This is a genomic window from Janthinobacterium sp. BHSEK (assembly GCF_056174685.1).
This window is the reverse complement of the sequence record NZ_JBWBYV010000102.1, coordinates 1-5454: the sequence shown is the minus strand read 5'-3', so window position 1 is coordinate 5454 and position 5454 is coordinate 1. Positions and strand designations below refer to the sequence as shown.

The window sequence follows — 5454 nt, the reverse complement described above, 5'->3', positions numbered from 1 at the left end:
TCTGCTCGACGTCGCCCAGGCGGCGCGCCACCAGGGACGAATCGGCCAGCGCGGCGCGGATGCGCAGCGATACGTCATAGCCCTCGCCCACCACGTCGCGCAGGCGGTCGTCCAGGGTCATCTCGATCTTGACGTCCGGATAACGGGCCATGAAGTCCGGCAGCAAGGGCGACAGCACCTTCAGGCCGAACGACAGCGGCGCATTCACGCGCAGCCGCCCCGCCACCTTGCCGGCGCAGCCGCGCGTGGCCAGTTCCAGCGCATCGACCTCGTCGAGCAGACGGCAGCATTCGAGATAGTAGGCACGCCCGCCGTCCGACAGGCTCATGCGTCGCGTCGTGCGCACCAGCAGCAGCGTGCCCAGGCGCGCTTCGAGCTGGCGCACCTGCTTGCTGATGGCGGCCGCCGACTGGTGCAAGTCCAGCGCCGCCTTGCTGAAGCTGTCGCGCTCGACCACCTTGCGAAACACGCGCATATGCGCCAGGACATCCATCATTCTTTCCTTGCAGTTGAATATCTTATTATTTTATCGCTGATTATCATTGAAATGAAAAACAATATGATGGCGGCTTCTTTATTCATGTCACGCAAGGAGTACCCCATGTTCAAACCATCCGCCACCCTGACTGCCCTGCTGCTGGCCCTGCTGGCAGGAACGACGCAAGCCGCCGCCCTGCCCGAAGTGGGCATCAGCCCCTGGGGCCCGAAAGACGAGATCGGCCGCCTGAACCTGATGACGCCGGCCTCGCGCGCCGCCATCCTGGCGCGCATCGACGGCGGCAAGAGCTATGACCTGGCCGTCGATTTCTATGTCGGCATGCCCAGCTGGCAGGCGGCAGGCGACCCGCCCTACCAGATGTGGATGACGCACACGCCGAAGGGCAACGTGGTGGCCGACTCGATGCACGTGGGCGAACAGATGAACCGCCACGTCAGTTACACGGGCTCGGCCGTGTCCATGTATGCGCACATGGGCACGCATATCGACGCCCTCAACCATTTCGGCCTGAACGGCAAGATCTGGAACGGCTTTACAGAGGAGCAACACCTGGGCGACCGGGGCTGGACGGTGACGGGGGCGGAAAAGCTGCCGCCGATCGTCGCGCGCGGCGTGCTGATCGACGTGGCCGTGGCCAAGGGACTCAAACAACTGCCCGACAATTACCGGGTGACGCGGCAAGACTTGCGCGCGGCGCTGGCGCAACAGAAGGTCACGCTGGAAAAGGGCGACGTGGTGCTGATACGCACGGGCCGCATGCAGCATTATGAGCAGGCGCAAGCCTATATGGCCAATCCGCCCGGCCTGTCGCTCGATGCGGCGAAATTCCTCGTGGAAGATGGCGGCGCCATGGTGGTGGGCGCGGACAACCTCAGTTTCGAGGCGTTTCCGTCCGAAGTGGCGAACAATTACCTGCCCGTGCACACCTATCTGCTGGCGCAGCAGGGAACGCCGATCCTGGAACTGGTCGACCTGGAAGCGCTGTCGCGCGACAAGGTGTACCAGTTCGCCTTCATCGGCGCCTCGCTGAAATTCCGTGGCGGCGACGCGGCGCCCATCCGCCCCGTGGCCCTGCCGATCCGCTAGACGCTGACAGGCTCAGACGCAGGCGGCCTGCAAGGCAGCATGGTCATCCCAGGCATCGGCGCAGCGCACCACCTCGCCCACGACGATGATGCTGGGGCTGCCCAGGCCGCTGGCCTGCAAGTCGCCGGGCAAGCTATGCAAGGTGCTCAGCAGCTGGCGCTGGACCGGCAGACTGGCCGATTGCACCACGGCCACGGGCGTGCCGGGCGCCATGCCGCCGGCCAGCAAGCCGGCCTGGATGGCCGCCACCCTGGCCACGCCCATATAGATGACGAGAGTGAGCTTGCTTTGCGCCAATGCCGCCCAGTTCGGCTCCGACGCGCCGTCCTTGCCGTGGCCCGTGACGAAGATGGCGCCCTGGCTCCAGGCGCGGTGCGTCAGCGGCACGCCGATGCTGGCCGGCGCGGCCAGGCCGCTGCTGATGCCGGGGATCACCTCGACGGCCACGCCATGGCTGCGCAAATAGGCGCGCTCTTCGCCGCCGCGTCCGAACAGATACGGGTCGCCCCCTTTCAGGCGCACCACGTGCAGGCCGGCGCGCGCTTCGGCCAGCATCAGCCGTTCGATGAAGGCTTGCGGCGTGGAAGCGCAGCCGCCCCGCTTGCCCACCTCGACCACGCGCACGCCTTGTGCCGCATGCGCGAGGATGGCCGGGTTGACGAGATCGTCGATCAGCACCACGTCGGCCCGCGCGATGGCTTTTACTGCCTTGATCGTCAGCAGATCCGGATCGCCGGGACCGGCTCCGACCAGTGTCACGCTTCCACATTGCGCCATGATGCAGTCTCCAGTCAGAAAAAGTGGCCGATGGCAAACGATGCCGCGTACGCTTCCGGCGCGCTGCCATCCCACACGACGCCGTCGCACAGGATCGAACTGCGCATGGGGGCCTTTGGCACGGGCGTGGCCGTCATCTCCGCCGCCTGGCGGTACAGGTCGATGCGGTTGACTTGCCTTGCCACCGCCAGGTAATCGGGTTCGTCGCGCAGCAAGCCCCAGCGCCGGTGCTGGGTCATGAACCACATGCCGTCGGAAAGATACGGGAAATTCACGGCGCCATCGCCGTAGAACTTCAAGCCGTGCGCCTCGTCCCACGTCTTGCCCAGGCCATCCTGGTAATGACCGAGGATGCGCGGCGCCAGCGTTTCCTGCGGTGTATTCAAATAGGCGGGCTCGGCCAGGGTGGCCGCCATGGCCAGCCGGTTGGCATCGCTGGCGTCGATCCAGCGGCCCGCCTCGAGCACGGCGGCGATCAGGGCGCGGCAGCTGTTCGGATGCGCGTGCGCAAACGCGGCGCTGGTGCCCAGCACCTTGCCCGGATGGTCGGGCCAGATGGCGCCGCTGGTGGCGGCCGTCACGCCCACGCCATCGACGATGGCCTTGTAGCCCCACGGTTCGCCGGCGCAAAAGCCATCCATCTGGCCCGCGCGCAAGGCGGCCACCATCTGCGACGGCGGCACCGTCATCACGCGCGCGTCGCGCAGCGGATCGATGCCATGCGCGGCCAGCCAGTATTGCAGCAGCATCGCGTGGTTGCCGGTCGGAAAAGTATGCGCGAACGCAAACGGCCGCGCCGTAGCGCGCATATGCCGCGCCAGGGTGGGACCATCGTGGGCGCCCTCGCGCGCCAGCGCCGCCGACACGGTGACGGCCTGGCCGCTGTGATTGAGATTCATCAGCACGGCCATGTCGCGCTGCTGCCCGCCGATGCCCATCTGCACGCCATACACGAGGCCATACAGCACGTGGGCCGCATCGAGTTCGCCATTGTTCAGTTTATCGCGTACGCCGGCCCACGACATCTCGCGGCTCAGTTCGATCTTGATGCCGTGTTTCTCATCCAGACCCAGCTTCGACGCCATCACCAGCGAGGCGCAATCGGCCAACGGCAGATAGCCGATGCGTATCGTGTGTTTTTCCGGATGCAGGGGGCGCATCACGTGAGCATTGGTGCCCGCTTGCTGTGTCATACCGTTCCTTGCTGATAAATACTGTTTTGCCGCGCCGCCGTGGACAAGGCCATGCACCTCCAGCAGCAAGGAGCGTGCCCGTGCATGCCCGGTTCGTGGCGGCTGAAAACGCACCGCGATGGTGCATTGCACCAGCATGTGTCAGGAAATGCGCCATTCATCCCAGCAAGTCCTCCACGTCGAGGATACGCTGGGCAATTTCCGCCAGCTTGAGTTTCTTGTTCATGGCCATGCTGCGCAAGCGCTGGTAAGCCTGCTCTTCCGTCAAGCCGTGATGCGTCATCAGCAGGCCCTTGGCCCGCTCGATCACCTTGCGTTCAAGCAGCTTGTGCCGCGTGTCGTGCAATTCGGCGCGCAATTTTTCTTCCTGGCGGAAGCGCGCCAGCGCCACGTTCAGCACAGGTTGAATGCGCTCGGCATGCAAGCCGGCCACGATATACGCGGACACGCCGGCCGCCATGGCCGCGTCGATGCTGGCCGTGGCGCCGTCTTCCGTAAACAGCACGATGGGACGGCGCTCGTCGCGCGTGGCGATGACGATGTGTTCGAGCACGTCGCGCGCGTCCGATTCGGCGTCGATGATGATGAGATCAGGCTGCAACTGCGCGATACGCTCGGGAAGGTAGAGGTCGGCTGGGAGGGAGGCGACGATGTCGTACCCCGATTCCAGCAAGCCGATGCGCAAGGCATTGCCGCGCTGCACCTGGGCAGCCAAGGCCGCATTCTCGTGCACGCCGTGCTCGACAATAGTGTTGACGACGACGATGCGCAAAGGCTGGGTACGGCTGGACGTCATGGGAGCGATCTGCAATGGCTAAACACAACCATTGCAGTAAGCAAGAAGCGAACCAGCCGGTTTTACAGCGGAATTACTTCAGGGTCGGCATGGCAAACTCGGCCCCGGCAGCCGTCGAGGCCGGCCAGCGCTGCGTCACCGCCTTCTGCTTGGTATAGAAACGCACCGATTCCGGGCCGTGCGCATGGTGGTCGCCGAACAGGCTGCGCTTCCAGCCGCCGAAGCTGTGGAAGGCCATCGGCACGGGAATCGGCACGTTCACGCCCACCATGCCGACCTGCACGCGGTGCGTGTATTCGCGCGCCGTGTTGCCGTCGCGCGTGTAGATCGCCGTGCCGTTGCCGTACTCATGCGCGTTGACCAGGTCCAGCGCCGCCGTAAAATCGGGCACGCGCACGATGCACAGCACGGGGCCAAAGATTTCTTCCTTGTAGATCGTCATCTCGGGCGTGACGTGGTCGAACAGGCTGCCGCCGAGGAAAAAGCCGCGCTCATGGCCGGGCAGCACGAAGCCGCGCCCATCGGCCACCAGCTTGGCGCCCTCTTCCACACCTTGCGCGATATAGCCGGCGATCTTGTCCTTGTGCACCTGCGTCACCACGGGACCCATCTCGGCCGACAGGTCCATGCCCTGCGTGATCTTTAACGCCGCGATGCGCGGCACCAGGGCTTCCACCAATTGATCCGCCACATTGCCGACCGCCACGACGACGGAAATGGCCATGCAGCGCTCGCCGGCCGAGCCGAAGGCGGCGCCCATCAGGGCATCGACCGTCTGCGGGATATCCGCGTCGGGCATGACGACCATGTGATTCTTCGCGCCACCGAGCGCCTGCACGCGCTTGCCCTGCGCGCAGCCGGTGGCATAGATGTATTCGGCAATCGGCGTGGAACCGACGAAGCTGACGGCGCGCACGTCCGGGTGGTGCAGCAAGCCGTCCACGGCTTCCTTGTCGCCCTGCACCACATTGAAGACGCCGTCGGGCAAGCCCGCGTCCGTCAGCAGCTGCGCCAGGAGCAGGCTGGCCGACGGGTCGCGTTCCGACGGTTTTAATACGAAAGTATTACCGCAGGCAATGGCCATCGGGAACATCCACATCGGC

6 protein-coding genes are annotated in these 5454 nt (G+C 65.1%); 1 reads left to right on the top strand and 5 read right to left on the bottom strand.

What is annotated here, in order from left to right:
* Window positions 1–496 (bottom strand): LysR family transcriptional regulator (locus AC0V2Y_RS26455; RefSeq protein WP_475418393.1); only part of this gene is annotated, 496 nt, incomplete at its 3' end.
* Window positions 497–601: 105 nt separating this feature from the next.
* Here AC0V2Y_RS26455 and AC0V2Y_RS26450 point away from each other — a divergent pair.
* A complete protein-coding gene (locus AC0V2Y_RS26450) occupies window positions 602–1585 on the top strand; it encodes a cyclase family protein (protein WP_475417860.1) in 984 nt (327 codons plus the stop codon).
* 12 nt (window positions 1586–1597) lie between these two features.
* Here AC0V2Y_RS26450 and cobA read toward each other — a convergent pair whose 3' ends face one another.
* From cobA to mmsA, 4 genes are all read right to left on the bottom strand, one after another.
* Window positions 1598–2362, bottom strand: a complete 765-nt coding sequence (cobA, locus tag AC0V2Y_RS26445) for a uroporphyrinogen-III C-methyltransferase (RefSeq protein ID WP_475417859.1) — start codon at window positions 2360–2362, stop codon at window positions 1598–1600.
* A 14-nt stretch (window positions 2363–2376) separates the two neighbouring features.
* On the bottom strand, window positions 2377–3555 hold the full coding sequence (locus AC0V2Y_RS26440) for a CmpA/NrtA family ABC transporter substrate-binding protein (protein ID WP_475417858.1): 1179 nt from the start codon (window positions 3553–3555) through the stop codon (window positions 2377–2379).
* A 157-nt stretch (window positions 3556–3712) separates the two neighbouring features.
* Entirely contained in the window at window positions 3713–4351 is a 639-nt protein-coding gene (locus tag AC0V2Y_RS26435; RefSeq protein WP_475417857.1) for an ANTAR domain-containing response regulator, read from the bottom strand.
* 73 nt (window positions 4352–4424) lie between these two features.
* Window positions 4425–5454: CoA-acylating methylmalonate-semialdehyde dehydrogenase (gene mmsA, locus AC0V2Y_RS26430; protein WP_475417856.1), on the bottom strand; the 1030-nt coding region annotated here is incomplete at its 5' end.